Annotated in this window: 24 protein-coding genes, 1 other RNA gene and 1 pseudogene; 19 read left to right on the top strand and 7 right to left on the bottom strand. The window is 44.6% G+C overall.

What is annotated here, in order from left to right; all coding sequences use genetic code 11:
* Nucleotides 1-290: 290 nt before the first annotated feature.
* Entirely contained in the window at nucleotides 291-902 is a 612-nt protein-coding gene (locus QUA40_RS06450) for a hypothetical protein (RefSeq protein WP_333122973.1), read from the top strand.
* Between the two features lie 337 nt (nucleotides 903-1,239).
* On the opposite strand, the gene egtD is transcribed toward QUA40_RS06450, so the two are convergent.
* The 3 genes from egtD to egtC form a co-directional block, all read right to left on the bottom strand.
* On the bottom strand, nucleotides 1,240-2,283 hold the full coding sequence (egtD, locus tag QUA40_RS06445) for an L-histidine N(alpha)-methyltransferase (RefSeq protein ID WP_333122971.1): 1,044 nt from the start codon (nucleotides 2,281-2,283) through the stop codon (nucleotides 1,240-1,242).
* A 369-nt stretch (nucleotides 2,284-2,652) separates the two neighbouring features.
* Nucleotides 2,653-3,960: an ergothioneine biosynthesis protein EgtB gene (locus tag QUA40_RS06440; protein ID WP_333122969.1), complete on the bottom strand. Its 1,308-nt coding sequence runs from the start codon at nucleotides 3,958-3,960 to the stop codon at nucleotides 2,653-2,655.
* Nucleotides 3,932-4,720 (bottom strand): ergothioneine biosynthesis protein EgtC, encoded by a 789-nt coding sequence (egtC, locus tag QUA40_RS06435; protein ID WP_333122967.1) that lies wholly within the window; start codon nucleotides 4,718-4,720, stop codon nucleotides 3,932-3,934. Before egtC ends, QUA40_RS06440 begins: the two co-directional genes overlap by 29 nt.
* Nucleotides 4,721-4,880: 160 nt before the next feature.
* On the opposite strand from egtC, the gene QUA40_RS06430 reads away from it, so the two are divergent.
* On the top strand, nucleotides 4,881-5,099 hold the full coding sequence (locus QUA40_RS06430) for a hypothetical protein (protein WP_333122965.1): 219 nt from the start codon (nucleotides 4,881-4,883) through the stop codon (nucleotides 5,097-5,099).
* 144 nt (nucleotides 5,100-5,243) lie between these two features.
* On the opposite strand, the gene QUA40_RS06425 is transcribed toward QUA40_RS06430, so the two are convergent.
* On the bottom strand, nucleotides 5,244-5,498 hold the full coding sequence (locus tag QUA40_RS06425; protein ID WP_333122962.1) for a zinc ribbon domain-containing protein: 255 nt from the start codon (nucleotides 5,496-5,498) through the stop codon (nucleotides 5,244-5,246).
* 1,119 nt (nucleotides 5,499-6,617) lie between these two features.
* Here QUA40_RS06425 and QUA40_RS06420 point away from each other — a divergent pair.
* The 3 genes and pseudogenes from QUA40_RS06420 to QUA40_RS06410 all read left to right on the top strand — a co-directional run bounded on the left by QUA40_RS06420 (nucleotide 6,618) and on the right by QUA40_RS06410 (nucleotide 10,112).
* Nucleotides 6,618-8,195, top strand: a complete 1,578-nt coding sequence (locus QUA40_RS06420; RefSeq protein ID WP_333122959.1) for a methyl-accepting chemotaxis protein — start codon at nucleotides 6,618-6,620, stop codon at nucleotides 8,193-8,195.
* Nucleotides 8,196-8,988: 793 nt separating this feature from the next.
* Nucleotides 8,989-9,801: pseudogene (locus QUA40_RS06415) on the top strand (transposase).
* Nucleotides 9,801-10,112, top strand: a complete 312-nt coding sequence (locus QUA40_RS06410; RefSeq protein WP_333122957.1) for an RNA-binding protein — start codon at nucleotides 9,801-9,803, stop codon at nucleotides 10,110-10,112. The pseudogene QUA40_RS06415 and the gene QUA40_RS06410 overlap by 1 nt, the downstream one beginning before the upstream one ends.
* A 240-nt stretch (nucleotides 10,113-10,352) precedes the next feature.
* Here the strand turns inward: QUA40_RS06410 and QUA40_RS06405 are convergent, their stop codons facing one another.
* Both QUA40_RS06405 and QUA40_RS06400 read right to left on the bottom strand, forming a co-directional pair.
* Nucleotides 10,353-10,799: a hypothetical protein gene (locus QUA40_RS06405; protein ID WP_333122954.1), complete on the bottom strand. Its 447-nt coding sequence runs from the start codon at nucleotides 10,797-10,799 to the stop codon at nucleotides 10,353-10,355.
* A gap of 303 nt (nucleotides 10,800-11,102) precedes the next feature.
* Nucleotides 11,103-13,589 (bottom strand): putative PEP-binding protein, encoded by a 2,487-nt coding sequence (locus QUA40_RS06400; protein ID WP_333122951.1) that lies wholly within the window; start codon nucleotides 13,587-13,589, stop codon nucleotides 11,103-11,105.
* A 72-nt stretch (nucleotides 13,590-13,661) separates the two neighbouring features.
* On the opposite strand from QUA40_RS06400, the gene QUA40_RS06395 reads away from it, so the two are divergent.
* Nucleotides 13,662-14,348: a ComF family protein gene (locus QUA40_RS06395; RefSeq protein WP_333122948.1), complete on the top strand. Its 687-nt coding sequence runs from the start codon at nucleotides 13,662-13,664 to the stop codon at nucleotides 14,346-14,348.
* A gap of 132 nt (nucleotides 14,349-14,480) precedes the next feature.
* Here QUA40_RS06395 and QUA40_RS06390 read toward each other — a convergent pair whose 3' ends face one another.
* Complete coding sequence (locus QUA40_RS06390) at nucleotides 14,481-15,035, bottom strand: 2'-5' RNA ligase family protein (RefSeq protein ID WP_333122945.1); 555 nt, start codon at nucleotides 15,033-15,035, stop codon at nucleotides 14,481-14,483.
* Between the two features lie 120 nt (nucleotides 15,036-15,155).
* On the opposite strand from QUA40_RS06390, the gene QUA40_RS06385 reads away from it, so the two are divergent.
* From QUA40_RS06385 to QUA40_RS06325, 13 genes are all read left to right on the top strand, one after another.
* On the top strand, nucleotides 15,156-15,422 hold the full coding sequence (locus QUA40_RS06385) for a YciI family protein (RefSeq protein ID WP_015179070.1): 267 nt from the start codon (nucleotides 15,156-15,158) through the stop codon (nucleotides 15,420-15,422).
* A 23-nt stretch (nucleotides 15,423-15,445) separates the two neighbouring features.
* Nucleotides 15,446-15,542, top strand: an RNA gene (gene ffs / locus QUA40_RS06380) — signal recognition particle sRNA small type.
* Nucleotides 15,543-15,565: 23 nt separating this feature from the next.
* On the top strand, nucleotides 15,566-15,949 hold the full coding sequence (locus tag QUA40_RS06375) for a phasin-related domain-containing protein (RefSeq protein ID WP_333122942.1): 384 nt from the start codon (nucleotides 15,566-15,568) through the stop codon (nucleotides 15,947-15,949).
* Nucleotides 15,950-16,147: 198 nt separating this feature from the next.
* Complete coding sequence (locus QUA40_RS06370; protein WP_333122939.1) at nucleotides 16,148-16,591, top strand: hypothetical protein; 444 nt, start codon at nucleotides 16,148-16,150, stop codon at nucleotides 16,589-16,591.
* Between the two features lie 34 nt (nucleotides 16,592-16,625).
* Nucleotides 16,626-17,201: a Uma2 family endonuclease gene (locus tag QUA40_RS06365; RefSeq protein WP_333122936.1), complete on the top strand. Its 576-nt coding sequence runs from the start codon at nucleotides 16,626-16,628 to the stop codon at nucleotides 17,199-17,201.
* A 90-nt stretch (nucleotides 17,202-17,291) separates the two neighbouring features.
* Complete coding sequence (locus QUA40_RS06360) at nucleotides 17,292-18,638, top strand: DNA phosphorothioation system restriction enzyme (protein WP_333122975.1); 1,347 nt, start codon at nucleotides 17,292-17,294, stop codon at nucleotides 18,636-18,638.
* 88 nt (nucleotides 18,639-18,726) lie between these two features.
* Complete coding sequence (locus QUA40_RS06355; protein ID WP_333122933.1) at nucleotides 18,727-19,002, top strand: hypothetical protein; 276 nt, start codon at nucleotides 18,727-18,729, stop codon at nucleotides 19,000-19,002.
* Nucleotides 18,999-21,062 (top strand): AAA family ATPase, encoded by a 2,064-nt coding sequence (locus QUA40_RS06350; protein ID WP_333122930.1) that lies wholly within the window; start codon nucleotides 18,999-19,001, stop codon nucleotides 21,060-21,062. The genes QUA40_RS06355 and QUA40_RS06350 overlap by 4 nt, the downstream gene beginning before the upstream one ends.
* Nucleotides 21,052-21,708: a Uma2 family endonuclease gene (locus QUA40_RS06345; protein ID WP_333122927.1), complete on the top strand. Its 657-nt coding sequence runs from the start codon at nucleotides 21,052-21,054 to the stop codon at nucleotides 21,706-21,708. Before QUA40_RS06350 ends, QUA40_RS06345 begins: the two co-directional genes overlap by 11 nt.
* Nucleotides 21,709-21,720: 12 nt before the next feature.
* Nucleotides 21,721-22,041 carry a nucleoside triphosphate pyrophosphohydrolase gene (locus QUA40_RS06340; RefSeq protein WP_333122925.1) on the top strand — a complete coding sequence of 107 codons (321 nt, stop codon included), beginning with the start codon at nucleotides 21,721-21,723 and terminating at the stop codon, nucleotides 22,039-22,041.
* Between the two features lie 92 nt (nucleotides 22,042-22,133).
* The gene (locus QUA40_RS06335; protein ID WP_333122922.1) at nucleotides 22,134-22,604 is read left to right on the top strand and encodes a DNA phosphorothioation-associated protein 4; all 471 of its coding nucleotides are present in this window, start codon (nucleotides 22,134-22,136) and stop codon (nucleotides 22,602-22,604) included.
* A 10-nt stretch (nucleotides 22,605-22,614) separates the two neighbouring features.
* Nucleotides 22,615-23,661 (top strand): endonuclease/exonuclease/phosphatase family protein, encoded by a 1,047-nt coding sequence (locus QUA40_RS06330; protein WP_333122920.1) that lies wholly within the window; start codon nucleotides 22,615-22,617, stop codon nucleotides 23,659-23,661.
* Between the two features lie 159 nt (nucleotides 23,662-23,820).
* Complete coding sequence (locus tag QUA40_RS06325; protein ID WP_333122917.1) at nucleotides 23,821-24,057, top strand: hypothetical protein; 237 nt, start codon at nucleotides 23,821-23,823, stop codon at nucleotides 24,055-24,057.
* Nucleotides 24,058-24,271 lie beyond the last annotated feature (214 nt).

Below are 24,271 nucleotides of genomic sequence, written 5' to 3'. Positions count from 1 at the left end.
CTCCTTATTTTTTTACCTTACCATTCTCTCAAACCTTTGTCCTGTTTAGACTAGAGGTGCCTTGTCACCCGCTAAGGTGATTCGCTATCCTCTTAACTTGTTTTTTTAAGAGGCTGTCGGGATTTCTGCGATCGACTCCTGTAAACTATCAAACTAGAATTAAGCACAAAGAAAAGTTAGAATAACGGCAAAACTGAATATTGCCCAGAACAACCAAACTATCTTTACCGAAGATTAGTTGAGAAAACCAGCCGAATATCAGCCAATATCTTGATTTTGCCTGAATAAAGATGTCCAAGGTCTACAGCACGGCGGAACTCATTAAAATCCTCGAAGAAGAGCGCCAAGCCTGCTTGCATGGGCGGCGTCTCAACTTGACTGAAACTCCTGCTACAGGCAACCCCGTGATTGACCGCTTTCTCACATCTGAGGGCGTTCAGAAGTTCACTGCTTATCAAAATTTTAAGGCTGCCGTACACGAATACCAGCGGGAACATCAAGTTTCTGGGATTGTCTGGCGGGAAATCGCGGTTAAAGGCAATACTCTACGCTATCCGGCAGTGGATGACGAATTAATAGCTCTACCTGTTGATTTGATTACGCTGAGGGCAGCTAAGATTTCTATGTTGGAATTCTGGCAGCAGGTAAGTGCGGGGATGGATTTGTATTTAAGTATTAACAGCGGGAAGGATTTTCGATCGATCGATCCGGTTGATGTAGAGGCTATAGCACAGCGCACAGAATGGGTCAATCTCTCGAACTGGGAAAAGTTGGATTTTCTGGAAATTTTGTTGCAGTTGGGCTGGGGGAAGCCGGAGGAAGCCTATTACAAGCGGGGATGGCCGACCTCGGGCAGCGAGTACATTCACGCCGTAAAACCCGGACAGCGGCCGATTTGTTAATTAATCAGTAGTCAGTAGTTACTGATTATTGGGAGATATTCAAAACAAATAATATCAAATCTGTTAGCATCGGAATTATTCCTATCTTTCTTCTCGACATCTGCGTGAATCTGTGTCAATCCCTTGTCATCTGCGGTGAATAAGTTCTCTTTTTTTGACCGCAGATATAGGCAGATTAACACAGATTAACGCCGATGAATTAGATGGATTCCGCCGGTTGCACCATCTGTGATTGTTGACCCTTCGGCTTCGCTCAGGGCATCGCTGTTGACTGGATTTTACTATTCCGATGCTACCGGAATTGATATAACAAATAACAACTGCCAACTGTCAACTGTCAACTGTCAACTGTCAACTGACAAAGCATCAAGCCAAACCACTGATTTGGATCTGTCCAAACTTGCACTGGCATTAAACCACGCTGCGAAAGTTCTTCCTTTACTGTATTGAGATTAAACTTGCGCGATATTTCGCTACGGATAGTTTCTCCCGCTGCAAATTCAACCGTTAAATTGAGAGCGCGCAACTGAACTTTTTGCGCTTTTTTACTTTTCAAGTGCATTTCAATTTGACATTCTTCTTGATTGTAAAAAGCCCAATGTTCAAACTGCGCCAAATCAAAATTTCCCTCATATTTTCGATTTAAATGTCGCAGCATATTCAAGTTAAATGCCGCCGTTACTCCTTGACTGTCATCGTATGCAGGCTCTAAAATATCCTTAGATTTGTCCAAGTCAATTCCCAGCAAAAAATACTCTCCCGGCTGCAATGCACCGACAATTTGCGAGAAGAATAAATCGCATTCTTGAGCGTTGAGATTGCCGAGGGTACTGCCTAGAAAGCAAATCATTCGGGTTGGCAACGGCGACGGTGCAATTTTAGCTAAGGCTAATTCGTAAGTGCTGACAAGTCCGTGAATCTGGAGCGACGGATAATCTGCCAACAGTTGACAAGCGCTGCTTTCTAGGATAGTAGGACTGATGTCGATCGGCAAATAGTGTAGGGGATATTCCAGTTGACTGTAAGCATCGAGGAGAATCCGAGTTTTGGTGGAACTGCCACTGCCGAGTTCGACGATTTCGCAGGGGCCCGTTAAATTGGCGATCGCCCCCGCGCACCCCTGCAAAATCGCCGTCTCAGTGCGTGTCAAGTAGTATTCCGGCAACTGGCAAATCAACTCGAACAGGTTTGATCCGCGATCGTCGTAGAAATACTTTGGAGGCAGGGATCTGGGGGTTTGAGTCAACCCGCTAACTGCATCGCTGCCAGCATTGATTTCTGCGGGTGTCAGTGCTGCAGCGCTCACCAGTCGCTCTAAGTGCAGCCGGTTTTCCTTCGTTAAGGCTGAGTTTGTCGTGTCGGACAGTCTTGGGGATTTCATAAAGTAATTTTTAGACGCACATATTGGTATAGCACGCAGTCGCGTTGCAAAATATCGCGCTCAAGTCAGATTTTTCATGCCGATCTCGGTTATGTTTTGTCTCACCCGATGGCGATCGCCTCCAGAATTACAACTTAAAAATTATCAACTAAAATTATCAAATAATGCACAAAACTTTTTTTATTTAATATTTTTACCGGGTAAAAAATTTTGCATTTAGCAAACAAACTCGTCCCTGATTTCCCATCAATCCTTTTATATGATATCTGTAAAATAACCCTTATAAGTTCGTACTGAGGGCTTTAGTCTTCACTACGAACCAAGGAGCGCACGGAGCCGTGCAGCCGATCTTTATAATGAAATAGCGAACTACTTAGCACATCGAAAACCAGCAATAATTTGCCGCACGCCCGGATAATACCAATTCCGAAAGGTCGATCGCAGGGCCTGTGGAAAAGTCGCCCAACTCCCCCCTTTCAAAACCTGGTGTTCTCCATCAAAATAAACTTGAGAATATCCCCTGTAAGGATAACTTTCAAATCCCGGATAGGCGTCAAAGGTGGAAGCAGTCCACTCCCAAACATTGCCTAACATATCGCAGCAACCGATCGCACTTGCTCCTTTGGGAAAGGCATCAACTGGCGAGGTATTTGCAATATTATTGCCGTGATTGCACAGGCTGCCGTGTGGCTGTTCTTCTCCCCAAGGATAGATGCGATACGTTTTATTTTTGGCATCCCAACTTGCAGCTTTTTCCCATTCGGCCTCCGATGGCAAACGCTTGCCGGTGAAGTTGCAGTAAGCTTCGGCTTCGTACCAACTCACGCCGCAGACTGGATGGTTGTTGAAAGCTGGATTTTCTGACCAGTAAAGCGGTTGAGAGACGGCTTCGACTTGCAGCCATTTCCAGCCGTCCGCTGACCACCAATCAGGGTTTTGATAGCCGCCGGATTCCATGAAATCTCGGTATTGACGGCAAGTGACGGGATAGCGATCGATCGAGTATGCTTCTAAATAACATAGGTGGCGCGATCGCTCATTATCCAAAGCCTCAGCAGCATCGCTTCCCATGTAAAATTCCCCACCCGGAATTTCAATCGCCGGGGAATCGGTAATTGGTAATTGGTAATCAGCAATTAATCTTCCCTCTTTCTTCTTCCTTCTATCCGTTACGTCCCTTAAATCTGTTAAATCCGTTACCAAATGCGTTGCCGAAGTTCCTTCTTCCTTCTTCCTTTGCATTTGCAACACGAAAGCAACAGTTTCGCAGTGCTGGCTTTCGTGCTGAATAATAAACCGCCAGAGACGTTCTTGCTCCTCTATCGGCGCTACTTCCAAATAATCTAACACCTGTTTTCTGACCGAATTTAAATAACATTCAACTTCTTCCAGCGTTGGCAAATAAACCCGTTCTTTCTTAGGCAAAATATCAGCAGCAAACAGTTGGTGATACTTAGGAAAGACAGGTTCCAAGCCAGCACACCGCTGCAACAGCCACAAATCCTCAGTATAAGCAATGTGACCTAAATGCCAGCCCACCGGACTGAAATCAGGATGAGCTTGGCAGCAAAAAGTATCGTAGTCGATGTCTGTAAATAGTTTGAAAGTGCCGCGGCGACACTGCTGCAAATCGCGATAAATTGCCTCTCTACAAGATTGGATAGATTTGGATATCACGGTCTACTCCGGTACTGATAATGCTCTGGACTGGACACTCGTGCCAATTGCCAGCAAATAAAGGTTCAGAAGCAATGATGACAGAATTTGGGAAATTTAAATCGTCTCGTAGCCAATAGAGGGAAGGAGGAGTTTTTTGGGAAGCAAAGCGAGAGGCAACGAGCTGGTGTCCGTCGCTGATAATTATATTAGCTGAAAATTCTACTCCGTGAAAGTTTGCTAGCTCTGCCAAAGTTTTCAGCGTGTTTTGCAAAGCAGCTTCTAGAGTTAGATTTGCGGCTGTCAATTCATTGACAAACAAGGCGAAGATATGCTCTGAATCTGTAGAGCCGTTAATTGATTGATAAAGCGTATCGCTGAGCCGATCGCGAATTGGTCTGTAAAGAGTTTGCCGAAAATTCTTCACAAAGCCGTTGTGTACGAACAGCAGGCGATCGTTCTGAAACGGCTGACAGTTGCTCAAATCTACCGATTGTCCTGAAGTTGCACTGCGAACATATCCGATCGCGCATCCGGATTCAACGTACCGACTGATACTCGGAAGGTTAATGTCGCTCCAAATTGGCTGTACATTTTTATAGGTAAATGGGTCACTATCTAGGTGCGGGTGATACCAACCAATACCAAAACCGTCAGCATTTAGTACGCCAGAAGTCATTTCGCGGGGCTCGTAACTCTGCACAATTAGGGAATGTTCCGGCTTGTACAGAATAGCATCAAGTAAAATCGGCTCCCCGAGGTAGCCAAGCAAACGGCACATAAAATTTTTGCAGCAATTTCATTAGCATTGTAGGCCATTCGTCGGGTTGTTAGCCATTGCGCCTCTTCAGCGCTGGAAGGTTTTTTGTAGGTTGCTGCCAGCATCGCAGTACAAACGGTACAGTTAAAGTAGAACCCCTGCAGCACAAGGAGAATCTTGAATGTTCCTCGACGAACTCATCCCAATGGCCAAAGAATTGATCCAACAGCCGATCGCCTTCACTGGCGGATTTTTTTCTGGCCTGCTTCGACTCAACCTTCACGAAGAGCCTGTTAAAAGTTGGATCGACGATCAAGCTGGTTCAACTTCCTACACTACTCCCCCAGCCGAACCCACCAACGGTAAAAGCACGGGGCCTCAGTCAATCTCGATCGACTAAGGAAAACCATTGACATCCTCCCACCGCTAATTCGGGATACCGAATATAGCGGGGGATTCCAAAGATCGCTCTTTGGGCTTCCTCTTTCTAGGAGTTGACTTGCTTGAAGAAGTTTTATCACCCAAGTATGGGTGAGTCTCACGCCTAGACGTTAATTCCGATGTGACCCACCGTACTTAATGCTTTTTGTAAAATGTTTCCTGCAGCGTTCCAATCTCTGTCCTGAGTGTGTCCACAACGGTAGCAAGTATGTGTTCTGGTGCTTAAAGACTTTTTGACGACCTCCCCACAATTCGAGCAATTTTGGGGAAGTGTAGTGGGGTGGTGACACAAACTGTACCACCCCACTACACTTCCCCAAATACTCAAACCAACTACAGAACTGAGTCCACGCTGCATCAGAAATGGATTTAGAAAGATGTCGATTTTTCACCATATTTCACATCTTCAAGTCCTCATACGCCACTAAGTAGTTGGACATCACTACGCACCTTGTCGTTTTGATAGCAAAGTCTTAAGGAAACGGCGACTTATCTTGAGGTGTTTTCGAGTCAGTTTGTTTCTCAAGTTAGCTCTATTTTGGGAAGATTTTTTGGTCTTAGACATACGACGTTGAAGCCGCATCAAAGACTTCTCAGATTTACGCAAATGAGGCGAATTGGCTACTGTTCACCGTCGTAATTGGTAGTGATTCAATCCTACATAAATACTGCCGTCATGGGCTGTTAGTTCACGTTTATCCAACCGTTTTTAATCAAGACAAAATCAAGCGTAGTATCCATCTGCACGACGGACAACGTGGACACGCTTAATCTGCTTCAATTGATAGAAATGCAAATCGCGGGTTCCCCACCTTTTAAAGGTTCCCGCTTTACAACAGTCAGAGAAAGTGATATATCGCCGCTCTTCGGAAAGCTTTCATCCACTGGTTGGGTACTCAACAGAACCATGTGTTTGTTCTTTTTTGAACCGAGGATACCCCTTTTCCCTTGGTTTGTGCTTCTTGCAGTTGTCATTAAAGCGAGAAATGGCAAACCACACTCTTTCAGCGCTAGCTTGACCAATCATAGAATTGAGGTTGTTAGCAAACTAAAATTGGCTTACCAGTACAGCGCAATATGCACTTAACTCGTATTTACCAATGTCCTTGTTGTCCATCCAGTATCTCAGCCAACTGTTCCGAACAAAACGAGCTGTGCGAATAGCTTCATTCAGCTTTCTATACTGCTCTTTCGTTTCTTCCAGTTTTACTTCCAATACCAACATCTTTACACTCAACTCATTGACTTAAGTATAACTCCTTAGCTATTTGGGTGTCTACAGAAATTGTCAAAAAGGAGCTGCACCCCGCCCTCTTCTACCGCGATTTAAAATTGGTTGGAGAGCGTCTCCTTTTTGATGCTGCGGGTTTACGTAAAATCAAAATCGGTACCTCATCTACCTGAGCAAGGCTATACTATACAATATGTGTTCATGACTCCCGCGAGGCTCACTGTAGTTGAAGGAAGGAAAAATATTATGTTGAGAAAAATGAATTTACAAACCAGACTGATCGGCGCGTTTCTGATTATGGGACTGTTAGTGTTTTTAGTTGCCTGGGTAGGATGGAACTCAACATCTAATCTCAGTCAACACATAGAAACTCTCGGCAACAATAACTTACCGAGTATTGAAGCATTATTAAAAATTAACGAGGGACAAACCCAAATTGAGTCATCCGAGAGAGCGTTAATTAATTCTGCACTCAGTCAAGCAGAAAGGCAAGAAGCATTAAACAGAATGGACAAGGCTTGGCAGCAGATTAAAGATGGTTTTAAAGCATACGAAGTCATTCCACGTATCTCAGAGGAAGACGCACTCTATAAACAAATGCTTAAGTATTGGGAGGAGTGGCAGCAGGAAGATAAAGCACTGCTGCGACTTAATCAAGAATTCGAGAAACAGGGAATTTTGAATCCTTTAAGTGTGCAGATCCGACTAATTAAAGAGGGTAAAAGTAAGTCGCCCGAAATGGAAACAGCAAACATAGCTAGTAATCTTTTGAATAAACTTAGTCAGCAAGCTAAGGTGATTCGTGTTAAATTTATATATTCTGAAAAAGCCACTTTAGCAGTAGTTGAATCCAACAGGAAGCAAGCCGACGACGCTTATCAGACCGCACAAAATGATAGTAAAAATACTCAAATAGCTGTATTTTTGGGGATGACAGTTGGACCGCTAACAGCGATTCTTTTAGGAATAGTTTTAAGTATAGCGATCGCCAAACCTTTAGATAAGGCCCTGAAAGGTATTATTAATATGATTGTCAGTTCTTCTACCGAGATCGCTGCTACAATTGAGCAACAGGAACGTATTGCTGTAGAACAAGCTGCTTCTGTTAATCAAACAACTACCACAATGGATGAATTGGGCGCATCATCGAGGCAATCTGCTATGCAAGCCGAGTCAGCCCTTGAGAATGCCAGTAATGTCTTAAATATGGCAGCAGAAGGCAGTAAAGTAGTGCATAAAACCCAGCAGGTAATGTTGAGTCTGACGGAAAAAGTCGGAGCGATCGCCGATCAAGTTTTACATTTGAGCCAGCAAACCAATCAGATTGCTAATATTACCAATTTAGTCAGCGATTTGGCTAATCAAACTAATATGCTGGCAATTAACGCTACAGTGGAAGCAGTACGCACCGGAGAACAAGGAAAGGGGTTTGGGGTGGTGGCGACGGAAATTCGCAGACTGGCCGATCAAAGCAAAAAATCGTCGGCTCAGATTAATGATTTGATAAACGGTATTAAGAATTCCATTAATAAAACAGTGATGGTAACAGATGAGGGCAAGAAAACATTAGATAATAGCCTAAAATTGACTGAAGGTACGGCGGATAATTTTAACAATGTTGCTAATGCTATTAACAGTGTAGTTGTCAGCAGTCAGCAAATTTACCTGAATACCAAACAGCAGGCGATCGCTATTGAGCAAGTGGTAGAGGCGATGAATGTTCTGAATAAAGGAGCAACGGAAACAGCCAGCGGTATTACCCAAAGTCGAATTGGCACTCAAACACTTAACAAAGCTGCTTTAAATCTCACATCCTTAGTTTAATAGAGAAAAGTAATATCCTAGCGATTCGTCCCCCACCCATCACTCATCTGATTAAAATCAAATATTCTTCAGGGGTGGGATTTCTCACTGCCCCAAAATTCAGGTTATCGCTCAGCTTTCGGGTGAGTGATGACCTGAATTTTGATCAAGCTAACTATTGCAGCCAGTACAAAGACTTTGTCAGTGCGGCAAACCCTTTTAGTCAGATTCGATCGCCCAGTTGTATGCTAGATAGCACTTAAGAGTTCAATTAACAGGTTATTATGTATAGCACAACAAGTTCAGTTCGATCGACATGACTATTACAGCTCGGCGTAAGTAGACAGAGTAGATTTGTGGTAGAATAACATAGTTAGTTTAGACCAGTTTAGGTAGGTGCTCTCTGCTCTCCTGAGTCATATATGGCCTTATTAATGCCTAAAACATTAAATTTAAGCGATGGCTCGCGTCATCAACTTCACCAGTTGCTCAAGAGACACAACACGCCGCAACAGCTCGTGCTACGAGCCAAAATCATTCTCATGGCATCTGATGGTCAAAACCATCGTGAAATAGCCGGAAGTTTAGAGATTAATCGGCAGATGGCTTGTGAAGGGGCGAAACCGATGGTTGGAGAGCGAGGAAAAAGACTTATGCATTTTGCAAAGATTACAAGATCAAGAACGTGTTGGCGCACCTGCAAAATTTAGCATTGAACAAATAACCGAGTTATTTGCACGCTTACTGTTCCTCACCGTCCGATTATGGACGACCAATAAGTCATTGGACGGCTAGAGAACTGGCGGAGGAAATCATGAAACAAGGCATTATTGAAAGTATATCCGTCCGCCATGTTGGCAGATTATTAGAAGAAGCAGAAATGAAACCACAGGCCTTGCGCTACTGGTTAACCCCCCCTGTGGATGAAGAATTTGATGCAAAAGTTAAAGATATTACAGGCTTATATCTGACTGCGATTGAACGCAGTCAAAATAGAGAACACACTATATCGGTTGATGAAATGACAGGGATTCAAGCTATTGAGCGTCTCGAAAAAGACTTACCAATGCGACCCGGAAAAGTGGCCAGAAGAGAGTTTGAATATATTCGTCATGGCACGCACACCTTGCTCGCCAATTTCAATATTGCCAATGGTAAGATTGTCGAGCCAACTTGCGGAGATTCGAGAACAGAATCCGATTTTTTACTGAATATTCGTCACCTCATTGAAACTGACCCCCATGCCCAAAAATGGCATCTGATTATGGATTGTCTGAATACTCATTAATCTGAATCACTGGTGCGTTTGGTCGCCGAAAAAGAAGGCTTAGATATCGACCTTGGTATTAAGGGGAAAAGCGGCATACTTAAATCCATGAAATCCCGAGCTGTTTTTTAAAGTGACCCAACACATCTAATTGTTTTCCATTACACACCCAAACATTCTTCGTGGCTTAATCAAATAGAGATTTGGTTCAGCATTTGGGTGCGGAAATTACTAAAAAGAGCAAGTTTCACCAGTCAGTACGAGCTGAAAAATCGCATCCTCAATTTTATTAACTACTTTAATCAAACAATGGCCAAACCTTTTAAGTGGACATATAAGGGTAAAGTCTTGGCTGTTTAATGGTCTGTGTATTTACGCCGTTCTGTACTATCTACATGGGAAATCTGTCTTACCGCGCTACAGAAGAAGACCTGAGAGCAGTATTTGCAGAGTACGGCACAGTCAAGCGAGTTGTCTTGCCTACCGACAGGGAAACTGGTCGGATGCGCGGTTTTGCATTTGTTGAGATAATTGAGGATGCCCAAGAAGACGTTGCAATTGCCCAAGAAGACGTTGCAGAGTGGATGGGGCGCCCCTTGCGAGTGAATAAAGCTAAACCCAAAGAAGAGGGAAATCGAGGCGCAGATATCAAGAGGAACGAGGGATATTAGTCCGGGATGGGGCAGTTGACATTCTCTCGGAACCCACCTGATGCACAAGTACGCAAGTAGCGTCCAATTGTTAGCAGCAGTTGATTTTGGGGCTGCAATGTCAAATCCGCTGCATAAAATTCATACTTTTCCAGGTTGACAGAATTTACGCAGGGGAATCTAGAAACCTGATTTCTCCCCGGATACCTCGCTGCTAAAACCAAGATTTATCAGGAGAAACCGGGTTGATGAGCGTCTGTCTTAGAAAGAGTAAATTCGCCCTTTTTCATCAATATAAACTGACCTGTCTTGCCTAGTGCGGGGGTCTGATCGGGTGATGCGAATCGTCACAATGTTTGTCTGCGAGTCAACGTTATAGTCGTATTTCAAAGTTGTGCTTCCTCCGGTGGCATTAATCGGAATATTGGCAATGTCGCCGGTGCGATTGCTGATACGAACAATGATGTTTTTGCTGGTTCCGACGGGCAAGGATGACAAGGTGGCACCTGATTGACCGTATTCTAGGTTTAATCCAGTTTCATTTAACAGTCTGAGGGTAATGTTGCGAGTATTGTCAACCTGCGCTTGAGGTTGCCAGAAGCCGGGTTTTTTGCCACCGTCAGTTGCAGGTTGAGATAATGCTGGGTGGCGATGCAGAAAAGCCAGGGCGGCAAGTATTGCTGCAGTTGCAATAATTTTTGATTTCACGGTTTGTACCTCCGGGTCAAGAATTGGTGATATTTCTATCCTAGCTTTAAAATCGGAGATTGTGATAGCGGAAGGAAAAAGAAGGAAGAAGGAAGAAGCAATAAAAGCAAGGGTTTGATCAATTAAAAATGTCTTCACCGTTTGGGCGGTTGTTATATAATTAGAAACTGGGTTTCTGTAGTTGGGAATAGTCTTGGAGGCACGGGTTGTCTAAAAACCCAATTTCTGAGCGGGTGGCTGCTTGCCAAAGCTATGATTTAGAGTAGAAACCGGATTTCTGGGGTCAAGTACGTCCGGGAGTGGTTAATTGTTAATTATCGATCGAGCGGCTTCTAGGAGTAGGCGCTGTTCGGCGCGAACGATCGCCCTGCAAGTTTGTTCTACGGCATCGACATTGACCGAAATAGACGAAATCCCCCACCGCACCAAGGATTCAACTGTCTCTGGATACAATGCGGGAGCGTCGCCGCAGATTGAGCAAGGAATGCCGGCGGCCCGGGCCTGTTTGATTAATTGTTCGATCGCCCTCATCACAGCTTGATCGCGCCCGTTGAAAGCACCTGCTACCTGGTCGGAGTGGCGGTTAATTCCTAATAGCAATTGGGTTAAATCGTTAGTGCCGATAGAAACTCCTTGAACTCCGGCTTTTACGTAATCTGGCAATAAAAATAACACCGAAGGAACTTCCGCCATAATCCACATTTGAAACTCGGCTGAGCGGTTTTTCCAAACTGTTTCTAAACGCTGGCGGCAGTAGATAAACTCGTCAACCGAGCGCACGAAAGGCAAAATTAAATTAACATTGGTATGGCCTGACTCGCAGACTTTTTGAAGTACGCAGAGTTCCCAATCAAATAATTCGGGTTCAAAGGTATAACTGAAACTGCCCTGGGCGCCTGACTCGCGTAAATCGAGAGAGCGATAAAATATTGGCCGCGGCGAAACGGCCGCAGCAAATAAACTGAGGCAATCCGCCATGCGATCGACAAATTCCGATTGGCGGCCGTCTTGTAGCCAAACTTTGGGGTTTTGACAGTCCAAAGCTTCTAATGCCATTAATTCCGATCGCAGCAATCCGATGCCGTCTATTGGCAGATTTTTGAGGCGGTCAATCGAACTTGTTTGGCTGACATTAACTAGCAGTTGAGTCGCCGTTGGTGGGCCCCAAACATATTGAGTAGACTCAGATTGTCGAGATTTAGGCGCGGAATTGGGCGATCGCTCTGAGGTTGAAGATTGGTGCTTGGCTATTGACATTTTGGCTGCTGTACTGTATGTGTCTGTATTTGTTGCTGTGTCCCGAAGCCTGCCACTGTCTCCTATGTTGAGCGCATCGTGTTGGGCGAGGGCAAAAACTTCTCCGCTATCGCCGTCTACCAACACGGAATCGCCCGAGGCGATCGCCCGCGTGGCCCCGGTCACTCCCACAACGGCGGGAATCCCCAATTCTCTAGCTAAAATGGCGCCGTGGCAGGTCATGCCTCCTTGTTCCGCAATCACCCCAGCCGCAACCTTCAGCCAAGGCAACCAATTCGGCTCGATTGTCCGGGCTACCAAAATGCCTCCCGCTAAGAATTCCGCGTTTTCTGGGTGGGAATTAGTCATAACTTGGGCAATTGCTTCGGCTTTTCCTGATGCTGCTCCCACACCTCTGAGTATCGCAGGAGTTCTGGCTGGGGCGATCGAGGTTGGGTGCGGGAGGGCGCTCGGATTTTCCTCTATCGGCGCGACTTTTTCCGCTTTCACAAGACGAACTTGAGTGAAATAAAACTGCTGTTCGCCGCTGTTTCCTGTCTGGTTTAGCGTCCACTCCAAAATTAAATCTGAGTCAAATTCTGCCAGCGCTTTTTTGCTCAATTCAATGATTTCTTGCAGTTGCGATTCCTCTAAAACGTATTCTGTTTGTGCTTCCTCTCCCAGCGCTAAAACTTGCACGCAACAATCAGCAAAATCAGGAATTATAAATGGAGAATCGGGAATTGGGAAAGCAGCAAACTTGCCCAGCAGCAGTTTTTTTTTCGGTTCACCATCGCCGACTTTGAGATGGTATGCTAATGTTTTGTAACCTATCCGCTGGAATTTAACCGCGCTTGTTTCCGGCTGCACTTGATAGTAATCGGGGATGGTTTCTCCCCTAGCGAGAGACAATCCCAAACCGCTGGTGGCTTGGATTTCCCACTGTGCACCCGCCTTTGTTTTCACCTCGCCCGCGGCGATCGCTTCTTGAAGTGGCTGCACCAAAACTGCGGGATTAATTTGTTGTACCCGCAGACCGCACCGCTGCCAGTAAAATAGACTTCGGGCTCTGAACATTTCTGCCCAAGCTCGTTTGAGTCCGGCCCCAATGGCTTCGGGTTCTGCCCGTACTGGCTGAGATTCCAGAATGCCGACTGTTTTAGGGTTCCAGGAAGTCAGGGAAGGGCGAAAAATTAAGGCTGTGGAGTTTAAGTTTGACTGTGAGTTGAGTTGAGAAACAGCAGACTCTAGGGTGGAGAGCAGTGAATCTGGCAGTTGGCCGGCGAGGATTTGGTGGCGGATGCTGCGGGCGATGGATTGCAGTTGTCTGGGTTCATCGACATTTAAGTGCAGGGAAGAGTGTGGCCAGTCAGCAAACAGCGGTTCTAGCCAGTCGATCGACTCTAAAAACTGCCAGAATGTGGTAGCCGGTACGACAAAACCCGGTACAACGGGATGATTTTTCTGGAGCAAACAGCTCAAGTAAAATGCTTTTTCTCCCACTGCATCTCGGTCTGAAGGTTGAATTTTGTCTAACCAGTAGAGGTTTTTCACGCTGCGAGCCTGTCGGTGGAAACTAATTGAAGTTGAAAGTTTTTCCCATTAATCACTTACGACAATTTTAGGATGAACAAGCGAAAATGGACGGGATTAGTCAAATCTTTTCTCAATCTATTTCTTAAGTCTAACTGTCCTCTTTGTCAGCGACCGGCCGCCGGAGAGTTTTGTCCGTACTGTCACAAGCAACTTCAGCGATGTCAGTTAAGCGATCCAGGTCGATTTTGGCATTCACAGCAGCGTGTTTTTGTGTGGGGTGAGTATGGCGGGGCTCTCAAACGGGCGATCGCAGCTTTGAAATATGACGGCAATCCGCAATTAGCCAAACCTCTCGGCGGCTGGCTAGCCGAAGGTTGGCTGAGTTTTCCGGAATTAGCTATAGATAATTTAACAGTTGTACCGATTCCCCTGCACCAAGAAAAGCTCAAGGAGCGCGGTTTTAACCAGGCGGAACTTTTGGCGGAAAGTTTTTGTGAGCTGACTGGTTTGCCTTTGCAGCGGCACGGTTTGGAGCGGGTAAAAAATACTCAAGCTTTATTCGCTCTGACGCCACTGCAGCGCCAAGCGGAAATGAGAAATGCTTTAAGTTTGGGGAAAGATTTTCGCCGCAGGCTCCCGCGCGATCGAGTGCTGTTAGTTGATGATATTTACACTAGCGGTACTACGATTAAGTCGGCAATTAAAATATTGGAACAGTCGGGAATTTCTGTTTACGGAACTGTGGCACTTGCAACTCCGAATAAGAGCGATCGGTAAGTTGTGACTGGCTTTAATTTTAAACAGGTTTGTAGTGAGGAAATGATATTTATCAGGATTTGCTAAGAAAAAAAAATTGGAAAAACGAACCGCGAAGACGCGAAGGACGCGAAGAAAGAGAAGGGAGAAAGTTTAGGCGGAAAGCGGGAATTGGTTGCTGATGTTCCACCTGCTGCCGTCGTGAAGCAGTAAAGTTAAGGCGGAAGCGGTAAACTCAAAGTGGAGCGATCGCCCTGCAAATTCCAACCAAGCCGTTTGAAAATTATCCTTGGTTAAATCGCGAAACGCTACTGTCATGTGTGGTACAAATGGGCGACTTTGAGAAACTCGATCGACTATTCCCAAAGTTGCCTCCATATAACTCATCAAATATGAGTGAATATCCAGCAATTCGGGCGATTTGACAACATCAGCGTAAATGACGCGGGGCGCGAAAGCAGCAAAACCGGATAGAGTAACGGGAATAGGCAGCCGATTTGCAGAAAACTCCTTCAAACTTTCCTCTAATTTGGGGATATCCTCCGCTAACCATTCAAAAGTAGGTTGCAGCGTGATGTGCGGCGGCGAATTCAAAGCACCGCGGCTGTTGTAGTGTGCCGCAAAATATAGTTTAATCTCAGTAATGTGCTGTTGAATATCGGGAGGCGGCACTAGGGCTATAAAAAATCGCTGTTTTGACTGGTTCATGGGATAACATCGCAGTTAAGAAAGGATGCTGGAAAATGGAATAGGTCGCATTTGCCCTAGACTCCATTGCTCATCACCCCTTCCCAATCTAAAATATAAAATCTAAAATCCCAAATAAAAATGCCTTGGTTTGTCAAAATTGAGCAAGGAATTGTCGAAAAGCCTGTTTTTGACCAATATGTGCCAGCTCACAGAGCTTATGTCCGAGAGTTGATTTCTAAAGGACACCGAGCGAAAACTGGCTACTGGGCGAGGCGGGGCGGCGGTATGTTGCTGTTTGAGGCGGGTTCTATGGATGAGGCGAAGGCGATCGTCGCTGAAGACCCGCTGGTGAAGAATGGTTGCGTTATTTATGAAATTTATCACTGGTGTGTGGTTGAAGAATAAATAACTGTGTTATACTTATAAATGAACTGGACCCACGCGATTCCAACGCCCAAATCTTGTCAGGACCGGAAGGTAGCAGCAACACGGGATGCTTGTAATAGGCGTGGTCTCCGGTTCACCCAGTTTTTTGAGGTGTAGCTCCTATGCCTGGTTTCGGAGATATTTTACAAAAAGCAGTTTACCTTGGTGTCGGGCTAGCTTCCTACGCTGGTGAAAAAGCTGGCAGCAAGTTAACTGAATTGCGGACTGAAGCCCAAAAGCTGGCAGATGAATTAGTGAAGCGGGGCGAGATGTCAACGGAAGAAGCCCGCCGCTTTGTTGATGATATGGTACAACAGGCTCAGCAACAGCAACCGCCAGTAGAACCCGCTAGGGAGCAAAAACCGGCGGAACCTCGGCGGATTGAAATTGTTTCTGAGGAAGAAGATGTTTCGGCAAAAGATGCTAAAGAGACAGGCGGTGTAGACAAGCTCCGCGAACAGGTGCAGAATTTACAAGACGAATTGCGGCGGCTGAAGCGGGATTAAGCTGAAAAAAGCTCGCGCAGCAAAGCATGAAGGGAACTCAGGATAATACTCTTGAGTTCCCTTTTTGAATATCTGCCCTGTGAAACTTGACCGGATATCGGGCAATAGGTAATAGAATTGAAAGTAGGTGCGATCGCTTCGCTTGAGGCTGGCTGCACTTGTCTGTAAAATATTTTGTAATAGCAAGCTGTCAAATTCATGGAAGATTGGTCTAAAGATTTTTTTGGAGTAATGGAAAATGCTGTTTCTGAAGTAGAGCATTTTTTCAGCGAAATGGGCGAAGAGTTTGTCGAAATGCTGGACGTTTTGGCAAAAATGTCGGAAGAGTTTACTGAACAAGTACAAAATAATCTGATTAATGACATTGACGGTTATTTCAATGAATTTGACGGTTTATTTAATGAATTTATCGAACCGATAATTGAAATTTGCCGCGACTTCGACCCTGAGTTTGATGAGATAGATTTGTCGATGGTTACTTATGTAGACCCTTCGCCGACGCAGCAGCCGGCTTGTCGCGGTTGTCGCAACTATCACGGTCAAGTTTACGGGGGAAATTTGTTGGTTTGTGCGATGCACCCTACTGGTGTGGAATCGGAGAGTTGTGCTGATTGGGAAACTGACAGCGATATGAATTTTTAAGACGGGAGTTGAGTTGTTGAGGGGTTAATTGCTTATGGTAACGTCAATTCAGTCACCGTCAAAGATTTCTCTGGAAGAGTTTCTCCTATTGCCAGAGACTAAGCCTGCTAGCGAGTATGTTGACGGTCAAATTTATCAAAAAGCTATGCCACAAGGAAAACACAGCACGTTACAAACTCGTTTTGGGAATAGAATTAATCAGGTGGGAGAACCGCAAAAGTTAGCTTTTGCTTTTTCAGAATTGCGTTGCACTTTTGGGGGACGTTCTATTGTTCCAGATATAGCAGTGTTTGAGTGGTCGCGCATTCTTATCAATGCTAAGGGAGAAGTAGAAAACAGGTTTGAAATTGTGCCGGATTGGACAATTGAGATTTTATCGCCGGATCAAAATCCAACTCGGGTCATTAATAATATTTTGTTTTGCTTAAATCACAATGCTAAACTGGGTTGGTTGATTGACCCGGCAGAAAAATTAGTTCTTGTTTTTAAACCGCAGCAGCAACCAGAGGCGAAAGAGAATCAGGATATTTTACCTGTGCTCGATGTGCTGTCGGATTTGCAACTGTCGGCGGATGATTTGTTTGGGCTGTTAAGTTTCGATCGCCCGTGAGTTACAGTTGAGTATAGGGAATATTGCATCTAACGGCATTTAAAGGTGAATCGCTCAACGGCTAATAATTCGCAATTTGGGTTTCCGAGAATGCCGCCATCGCTGCAATTGCGACAGTATCAGCGAGTGGCGGTTGCTAATTGGTTTGCGAATCAGGGACGCGGTACCCTGAAGATGGCGACGGGTAGCGGCAAGACCATTACTGCGCTGGCGATCGCCACTGAATTATACAATAAAATTAACCTGCAAGTTCTGCTCGTAATTTGCCCTTACTGCCACCTGGTGAATCAGTGGGCGCGGGAATCGGAGAAATTTAGTTTAAAACCTATTTTGGCTTTTGAAGAGGCCCGCAGTTGGCAAAATAAGCTGGCTGCGGGTTTGTATGAAGTGCGATCTGGCGAGCGAGCATTTCTCACAATCATCACTACCAATGCTACCTTAATGGGAGATAGCTTGCGATCGCAACTGCGCTATTTCCCAGAAAAAACCCTGATTATTGGAGACGAAGTTCACAACTTAGGCGCGCCCCGTTTAGGAGAAAGTTTGCCGCGCAATATTGGACTGCGACTCGCCCTTTCCGCCACCCCAGAAAGGCACTTCGACGAACAAGGAACCGAAGCTATTTTAGATTATTTCGGTCCTGTTTTGCAGCCGGAACTCACCTTAGCAGATGCCATCCGCCAAAAAGCCTTAGTACATTATTTATACTATCCGATTTTAGTAGAATTGACCGAAGCCGAAACCCGCAAGTATTCCTACTTAACTAAAAAAATTGGCTGGGCGCTTTGGGGCGATGAACAAGTACAAGAAAACGATGCTTTAACGACTTTATTAATGCAGCGCGCCCGGTTAATTGGGGCAGCGGCTAATAAATTAGTAGCTTTGCGAGAATTAATGATTCACCGTCTCGACACAGCCCACACTTTATTTTACTGCGGCGACGGTGCCATCGAAGGAGGTGCGCGCCGAAATAACAACCGCCAACTAACAGAAACCGCGAAGTTATTGGGTTCAGAATTAGGCTACCGAGTTAACACTTATACTGCGGCAACTCCTTTAGCAGAAAGAGAACGATTGCGCCGACAATTTGAGAGTGGAGAATTGCAAGGTTTAGTCGCGATTCGCTGTTTGGATGAAGGCGTTGATATTCCAGCAATTCGCAATGCTGTAATTTTAGCAAGCAGCAGCAATCCGCGCCAGTTTATTCAGCGCCGGGGACGGATTTTGCGGCCACATCCGGGGAAGGAAAGGGCAACTTTATTTGACATGATAGTTTTGCCTCCTGATTTGGGCAGAGAAACCTTAGAAGTCGAGCGCAATTTGCTGCGAAAAGAGTTGAAGCGGTTCTTGGAATTTGCCGATTTAGCCGACAATGCTGGGGAAGCTAGAGTGAAATTGCTGCAACTTCAAAGGCGTTATGGGCTATTAGACATTTGACATTTATTAAGGTTCGGTTTATGTTTGAGAATATAGAATTATTTGATTGCAGTTTGAGTGGCTAGTTTTTAAGAGTTGCCAAAAAAATATGACTGAAAATCTGAATGAAAATCTGATTATGGCATTTAGATATGAAGATAGTGCGCTCGCAGCCGTACCGACAAGTATTTTAGCAGAAAATCGTTCTTCTTATCAAACTCATCAGGAATTGAGCGATGTACAGGAACCAATTACTAGCGCGCCGCCCGAAGTCAGACAAATTATCGAACGGGTATTAGAAATTGAAAAAGATAAACTGTACATGAGGGCTCCCCGCTATATTAGCGATGACATTTTGAAAGTTATTAAGGAAGTAATTGTATGAAGCTGATTTCAATTAGTCTGTGCAATTTCCGGCAGTTTTTCGGCCAAACACCCGAAATTAAGCTAGCCTGGGGCGCGCAAAATATTACAGTGATTCACGGCAATAACGGTGCTGGAAAAACAGCTTTGATGAATGCCTTTACTTGGGGACTTTACGGAAATCTGAGCGCGGGTTTTACGGAAGAACAATCAGTAAATAAACGCGCTATTGCGGAAGCAAAACCGGGCAAACGAGTACCTTGTTGGGTAGAAATCGTGTTTGAACACGACAGCAAGCGCTACCAAGTAAGGCGCAGTTGCCATGCTTACAAAAGTCAAAATAGTGTCGAACACAGCAAAGGCGAATTGTTTATGCAGGTAGCAAAAGATGACGGTCGCTGGATGCTACCGCCCCAGCATCCTGATGATATTATCGGACGAATTTTGCCGGAAAGTTTGCATCAATATTTCTTTTTTGACGGGGAGCGAATCGAGCAAATTGTCCGCCACGACAAGAAAGCAGAAATTGCTGAAGCTACTAAGGAATTGCTGGGAGTAGAGGTGCTGAATCGCTCGATTAGACATTTGGGAGATGCCAGAAAGTCTCTAGAAACAGATTTAAGAATGATTGGCAGTTCCGAAATTAAGAAACTTTTGAAAGAGAAGGAAAAATCTCAAAAAGAGGCAGAACTATTTTTCCAAAAAAATTTAGAAATGGAGCAAGAATTGATTCATCAAGGCGAGTTAAGAAAAGCAGTAAACGGTGATTTGCTGCTACTGAGCGGTGCCGCCGAATTGCAAAACTTGCGAGATGAATTGGAAATGCAGAAAAGTTTATTTAAGCAACAAATTTCACAAGCTACAGATGCTCTCAAACGCTCAATATCTATGCGGGGTTATGGGGTATTTCTGTCAGAGGCGGCGGCTGAATTTAAAATAATTGTTGAAGGTTTGCGGGAAGGCGGCTCGTTGCTTTCGGGGATTCAGCGGCCGTTTTTGGAAGAGTTATTAGCGCAGCAGCGGTGTATCTGCGGTGGGGAATTAGTGGAGGGCTCAGAGTCTCGCCAACAGGTTAGCGGTTGGATGGATAAAGCGGGTGTTGGGGATGTGGAAGAAACAACTATTCGGATTAGCGATCGAGTCAATGAAATTGATAGGCAAGTAGCTGATTTTTGGGAGGAAATAGACCGACAGCAAGGCAATATCAGCCGCGACAGAACGGAACTTTCTCGGGTGGAAACGCAGTTAGACGATATTCACAACAAGCTGCGAAATTTTCCTGACGGCGATGTTAGCCGCTTGCAAAAGCGCTTGGATGAAATTGAGGCCAAAATTGGCGATTTGCACCGGGAAACAGGCTCTAACCAGCAGCAGATTGAGAGTTTGAATGCGTCGATCGCGAATCTGGACAAGCAAATCGATAAGCAGCAACTGAATGAGCAAAGGCAAGTATTAGCCCAGCGCCGGATTGCTGCGACTCAGGATGCGATCGATCGCCTAACTGAAGTGCGATCGCGCTTAGAAAAACAGTTTTGTTCTCAGTTGGAAAAGCGAGTGCAAGATATTTTCAGTCAAATTTCTTTTACTCCTTACATCCCCAAGTTGAGCGATAAATATGAACTGACGCTAGTAGAAAATACGTCTGGAAAAGAATCTTTAGTTGCCGCTTCTACAGGAGAAAATCAAATTCTCAGCTTATCGTTTATCGGCGGAATTATTGAGGGCGTGCGTGAGTGGAGTCAAAAGAATACTTTGATGGGCCCGGATAGCAGTACGTTTCCAATTGTGATGGATTCTCCCTTTGGGAGTTTGGACGAGATTTATCGCAAGCAAATTGCAAATAAGCTGCCGAAGTTGGCGAATCAATTGGTAGTTTTGGTAACTAAAACTCAGTGGCGTGGAGAAGTTGCTCAAGAGATGGAAAGTTGCACCGGCAGGGAATACGTGCTGGTGTACAATTCTCCGAAAGCTGATTGTGAAGAAGATGCGATCGAACTCGGCGGGACGCGCTATCCTTTAGTTAGGCGCAGTCCGAATGAATTTGAATATACAGAAATTGTAGAGGTGGATTATGACTTCTAATTCGGCAATTACGCAGGTTTTGGAAACGGATATTTGGGTGAAGGCGACGTGGGAAGAGTTTCTAGCCTTCGCTGATGATTCAGCTTGGGAAAAAGGCAAGTTTTATTACTATCAAAAACACATGATGGTAGAAATATCACCAGTAGGGCCATTGCATGGGCATCAAAATTCAATCATTTCCAATGTAGTTATTTTCTTTGCTAAGTTGAGAAATATCCGAATAGTTCAATTTACTAATACCAGTTTCCGCAAAACAGGTATTGGCGAGTTTCAACCTGATTTAGCTTACTACATCGGTTCGGATTTGAGAGTTCCTCCTGATGACAGTAATTCACCTGTTAATTTGAATGAATACGATCCGCCGAATTTGGTAATAGAAATTGGTGCCTCTTCTTTTAACGATGATTTAGGCAGCAAGCGGTTGCTTTACGAAGACGCAGGAATTAGCGAATATTGGGTTGAACGTGCAAACACGCGGGAGGTTTTTGCCTTTGCGATTAATGGCGGAGGTAGCGGTAGAATTCAAGAGTCGCGGGTTTTACCGGGGCTGGAAATCCAGTTAGTTGAGGAAGCTTTGAACCGGAGTCAAACGCAAGATGATGGGGAAATTAATCCCTGGTTGATCCAAACTTTTAGTCAAGGTTGAATGGAGTTTGACGTGAAAAAAGAGTATCATAAGTTGGTGCGCGATCGCATTCCTGAAATTATTCGCAAAAGCGGGAATGAATGCGAGTTTGTAATTTTGGCGGAGGCAGAATACCGTCAAGCTTTGCTGCAGAAATTGATTGAAGAAGCGAGGGAAGCGGCGGATGCTGATGAGGAAAATTTGGTGGCGGAATTGGCGGATTTGTATGAGGTGATAGATGCGGTGATGGCGAGTTTTGGCATTTCGGGCGATCGACTTTTGGTCGAACAAATCAAGCGGCGGGAAGCCAGAGGAGGTTTTACCCAAAAAATTATGTTATTACGGACATTCTGAAAATTATCTGCGTTAATCTGTGTTTATCTGCCTCAAATCGGCGGTTACTCAATCAATCAAATTACTCAGTTAAAAATCAAATATTAATCTCAATGGTTGCTAACAGAATTAGAATTGCTAAAGATAAAGCCGATTTAGTCAAATCCTTAACTTTATCGGATAACAACTCCGCGCCATTTCAGACTTACGCCGATGTCATCGCGTTTGCCGCCGCCTTGGGAAAGCAGCGGAAAAAACGATCGCCCTTGGGTGAAATTTCCAAACGAGAACCCGGTGCGATCGATGTTGATATTTTTGTATCCAGGGGTTACGATATGGCGATTAAGTTAATTGCGATCGCCGAAACCAAAAATCCTCAAATTCTCTCCCATCTCGACGAAAAATTGGAAGCAGAACGCTTGCAAATTTTTGAAGAATATGCTAATGGCGGACTAGAAATTTTGCGCGAAGAGTTGCGGGGCGCGGCGGATTATACCGATCGCCTTTTGTTAGTTTTGATTTCGGAAAGAGACAATCAACATCGGTCAAATGAAGAATTCGATTTAAGCAAGTTCTTATTTTAATAGGTTGCCAATGAAGCACATACCAAAAGATATAATCCAGAAAGGCTTAAAGCAAGCTGCAATATTTCTCGCTTACAGTTACTCAGCATTTATTATCGGTTATTTCCTTCTCAAACTAATTTTTTGGGATAGACTGTCGATAATTGCCTTAATTAGCACTTTTATCCCCTTAATTTTATTCCCAACTTTCCTGCTTCCCATCATCGGATTGTCAATTATCAAAAAAAGATGGTTCACTATTATTTCTGCGATCGCCTGCATTTTCCTAATAAGTTGGCTGCACATCAAATACTTTTCTCCCGCACCAATAAACATCAGCAATTCGCAGCCCCGCATCAAAATTTTATCCCATAACGTCGGTTGGTATACAACGCAGTCACCTACTTTAGTTAAACTAATTCACCAGCAAAAACCCGATATTATATTTTTACAAGAAATCGTTAAGAAACATACCGAAAGAGCTTTCACCTGGTTAAAAGCAGACTACCCCTATCAAATTGGCACTCACCCTGTAGGAATTCTCAGTAAATACCCAATTGTATCCAGCGAAATACTGCACTTAGCCGACCATCCAGAAACGCAGCAGCGGGCAATTATTAAATTTAACGAACAAGAAGTAGTGATTTATAATATGCAAGCTACCGGGCCGTGGTTGAGCAAATCTAAAAAATTGCGTCTTTTCAAAATTCCTGTTTACAAATATGACAAACGCTCGCCTGAAATTCAAGATTTAGTGGAGCGAGTTGAGCGAGAAACTCTGCCAGTAATTGTCGCGGGGGATTTTAATATGACAGACGAAACTCAAGACTATGACAGGGTGCAGAAAGTCATGCAAGATTCTTTCCGAAAATCTGGATTTGGGTTGGGTTTTACCTGGCCTCACGGTTGGGAACTTAAATTCTTGGTAAAAAGGTCGAATTGGAGATTAAATTATCCGGTTTGCCGGATTGATTATATTTGGTATTCAAAGCATTGGGGTGCTAAATCGAGTTCGGTTTTGGAGGCAACCGAGTCTGACCATTTGCCTATAGCAGCAGAATTAATTTTGTTAAAATGAAGCAGTAAGCTGTTCTACATTTAAACTGTCTGTCAAAAATCAATACAACTCTTGTGGGACGGGCTTATAGCCTGTCCCGACTTTCCAATTTAAATGCGTAACAGCTTATAAACAACAGCATTTACCAAGCAAACAGTTATTAGGGACTTTGAGGAAGCATTGCAAGCAGTAGAAGCTGCGAGGATGTCCGACTACATTGAATTGAGATTGTCAGACATAAGCCGACAGTCAAGGGGCTATGCTCTCGCCCTTGACAAAGAATCGCTCGAACGCTACTTTGTGGGTGTCAAGAAGCTGAATGAAGCTGAAAAACAAGCCTTAACTCTGACTCGCACAGACATCAGCAATAAACAAAAAGAACGGATGACCAATTATTTTATAGCAACGTTACTATAAAGCTTCAACCTATCGTGCAAGATGGGGCGATCGCTTCTTGGGAGGATTAAACACGATCGCCAGAACCACACAGGAGGCTCAATGACATTGAGCCGATCGACTTTGCCAGGAGGCGATCGCCCGCCAACGGGGACGGGATGACAAAGTAGTCTTCGTTGGAAAATTAGAGAAGTTTCACGCCCGCAACACCATTCACCAATCTTGAGGAAATTCC

The sequence above is a fragment of the Microcoleus sp. Pol11C3 genome, from assembly GCF_036701485.1.
GTDB lineage: Bacteria > Cyanobacteriota > Cyanobacteriia > Cyanobacteriales > Microcoleaceae > Microcoleus.
Note: the sequence above shows the minus strand (reverse complement) of the source record. Positions and strands in the feature narration are given on the sequence as shown.

What these genes read in the sequence shown, in the direction of transcription:
- QUA40_RS06425 (WP_333122962.1), bottom strand. Translation starts at nt 5,498, where the DNA reads ATGCAGCGTGGACTCAGTTCTGTAGTTGGTTTGAGTATTTGGGGAAGT.
- QUA40_RS06395 (WP_333122948.1), top strand. Translation starts at nt 13,662, where the DNA reads ATGAACAAGCGAAAATGGACGGGATTAGTCAAATCTTTTCTCAATCTA.
- QUA40_RS06430 (WP_333122965.1), top strand. Translation starts at nt 4,881, where the DNA reads ATGTTCCTCGACGAACTCATCCCAATGGCCAAAGAATTGATCCAACAG.
- QUA40_RS06330 (WP_333122920.1), top strand. Translation starts at nt 22,615, where the DNA reads ATGAAGCACATACCAAAAGATATAATCCAGAAAGGCTTAAAGCAAGCT.
- QUA40_RS06370 (WP_333122939.1), top strand. Translation starts at nt 16,148, where the DNA reads ATGGAAGATTGGTCTAAAGATTTTTTTGGAGTAATGGAAAATGCTGTT.
- QUA40_RS06335 (WP_333122922.1), top strand. Translation starts at nt 22,134, where the DNA reads ATGGTTGCTAACAGAATTAGAATTGCTAAAGATAAAGCCGATTTAGTC.
- QUA40_RS06390 (WP_333122945.1), bottom strand. Translation starts at nt 15,035, where the DNA reads ATGAACCAGTCAAAACAGCGATTTTTTATAGCCCTAGTGCCGCCTCCC.
- egtC (WP_333122967.1), bottom strand. Translation starts at nt 4,720, where the DNA reads ATGTGCCGTTTGCTTGGCTACCTCGGGGAGCCGATTTTACTTGATGCT.
- QUA40_RS06365 (WP_333122936.1), top strand. Translation starts at nt 16,626, where the DNA reads ATGGTAACGTCAATTCAGTCACCGTCAAAGATTTCTCTGGAAGAGTTT.
- QUA40_RS06450 (WP_333122973.1), top strand. Translation starts at nt 291, where the DNA reads ATGTCCAAGGTCTACAGCACGGCGGAACTCATTAAAATCCTCGAAGAA.
- QUA40_RS06385 (WP_015179070.1), top strand. Translation starts at nt 15,156, where the DNA reads ATGCCTTGGTTTGTCAAAATTGAGCAAGGAATTGTCGAAAAGCCTGTT.
- egtD (WP_333122971.1), bottom strand. Translation starts at nt 2,283, where the DNA reads ATGAAATCCCCAAGACTGTCCGACACGACAAACTCAGCCTTAACGAAG.
- QUA40_RS06375 (WP_333122942.1), top strand. Translation starts at nt 15,566, where the DNA reads ATGCCTGGTTTCGGAGATATTTTACAAAAAGCAGTTTACCTTGGTGTC.
- QUA40_RS06345 (WP_333122927.1), top strand. Translation starts at nt 21,052, where the DNA reads ATGACTTCTAATTCGGCAATTACGCAGGTTTTGGAAACGGATATTTGG.
- QUA40_RS06360 (WP_333122975.1), top strand. Translation starts at nt 17,292, where the DNA reads ATGCCGCCATCGCTGCAATTGCGACAGTATCAGCGAGTGGCGGTTGCT.
- QUA40_RS06420 (WP_333122959.1), top strand. Translation starts at nt 6,618, where the DNA reads ATGTTGAGAAAAATGAATTTACAAACCAGACTGATCGGCGCGTTTCTG.
- QUA40_RS06355 (WP_333122933.1), top strand. Translation starts at nt 18,727, where the DNA reads ATGACTGAAAATCTGAATGAAAATCTGATTATGGCATTTAGATATGAA.
- QUA40_RS06350 (WP_333122930.1), top strand. Translation starts at nt 18,999, where the DNA reads ATGAAGCTGATTTCAATTAGTCTGTGCAATTTCCGGCAGTTTTTCGGC.
- QUA40_RS06410 (WP_333122957.1), top strand. Translation starts at nt 9,801, where the DNA reads ATGGTCTGTGTATTTACGCCGTTCTGTACTATCTACATGGGAAATCTG.